The 1,547-nt window shown below is 63.7% G+C and carries 1 protein-coding gene; it reads left to right on the top strand.

The window, feature by feature from the left end:
* Nucleotides 1–533: 533 nt before the first annotated feature.
* On the top strand, nucleotides 534–1,547 hold a 1,014-nt coding region (locus tag FJ251_16300), incomplete at its 3' end, for a hypothetical protein (protein MBM4119261.1).

Below are 1,547 nucleotides of genomic sequence, written 5' to 3'. Positions count from 1 at the left end.
CCGTCGCGTGCAGGTCGCGGGTCTCCTCGCGCAAACGCTCCATGATCGTGGCGGACACGGTCTCTCCCTTCAGAAGCCGAGGAAGCCCCAGAAGGCGATCGCCAGGGGCAGGAGCAGCCAGAGCAGTCCCTTGATGAGGAAGAACAGGAAGGCGGCGGCGCCGAAGCGGCCCCCCCAGCGGCGCCGGCCGCCCGGTTCCTTCCTCGCGATTAGCCTCATGAACGGCCCCCCCTGGACGGTTCCGCCAGCGCCTCCGGTCAAGGATGTCCAAGGTATTGCGCGATAGTAAAGTGGTCAAGGCCAGGATAGTACCGCATTCGAGTCGACAAGTTGCTCCGTGCAATCGGCCCTGGGCTATACTCCGTCGGGGGGAGCGAGCTTGGCGAGCTGGAATCCGAGGCCATGAGGCCCTGAGGCACCTCGGCGTGGGAATTGGAAGGGAGGGCGAAGCGATGACGGGAGAAGGGGCAGGTCTAGGGGAATCTGGACGCACTCAACGCAGGCCGCCGTTGTCTTCGAATCGGCCGGTAGGGGTGGTCATCTGGCGGGCGCTCGGGCCACTGGTCGCGGTGATTGCCGCCCTGAACGGCAGTGCGCTAGGCAGCACACACCTGGTTCCGGAGGAGTTCGCCACCATCCAGGCCGCGATCGATGCCTGCGCCCCTGGCGACTCCGTCTCCATCGCCCGCGGAACCTACACCGGCAGCGCAAATGTCTCTCTGTCAATCCCTCCGATTGGTCTGGTCATCGTTTCGCGCGAGGGCCGGGAGGTTACGATCCTAGATGGGGAACGGCTGCGCGGAGGGCCGGTGCTGATCGGGATGAGCGAACCCCGCGTGGTCGTGAAGGGTTTGACGATCAAGCGCTGCACGCTTGGGCTGTGGCTAGAAGACACAAATCCAATCCTCTCCGACCTGATCTTCCTAGAGAACTGGCCCATGTATTACGGTGGTTGCGGGGGAGGGATCTACTGCAACGATTCGTCGCCGACCTTGACTGACGTACTCTTCGAAGCGAACGCGAGTCCGGCGGGAGGTGGAATGTGTTGCGGGGGCTTCGGCCGGCCTGAGTTTGCACGTGTCCAGTTCGTCGGGAATTGGGCTGAGGGCTATGGGGCTGGCCTTTCCTGTTTTGGAGAGGTCATCCCCACCTTCAGCGAGGTGGCTTTTCTCGATAATCTTAGCGGCTTGTACCTGGCAGTAGCGGGGCACGTCGAGCTTGAGGGTTTGGAGTTCATGGGGAATCGGCTCGCAGTTCTCGCCCGCACCGATGGCCCGCTCATCGTCCCGAGTGTCACCATTAGGGACTGCCTCTTCGATGGCAACGGCCGGGCCGTCGATTTCCAGGCGCCCGGTGCGCTGTCGATCGAGTCGTGCAACTTCGCCTTTGGTGAAGATGGGTGGGGGGCAGCGGCGATTGCCATGCGCGGGGGCGGCCAACTGACCCTCACCCGCAGCATCGTCGCCTTCAACGAGAACCAGTTCGGGGTCTCCTGGGACGGCAGCGGCCCGGCTCCAGTAATCGAGTGCAGCGATGTGTTCGGGGGG

The sequence above is a fragment of the bacterium genome, assembly GCA_016873475.1.
Taxonomy (GTDB): Bacteria; Krumholzibacteriota; Krumholzibacteriia; order JACNKJ01; family JACNKJ01; genus VGXI01.
The sequence above is the reverse complement of the archived record's forward strand: the minus strand, read 5'-3'. Positions and strand labels throughout refer to the sequence as shown.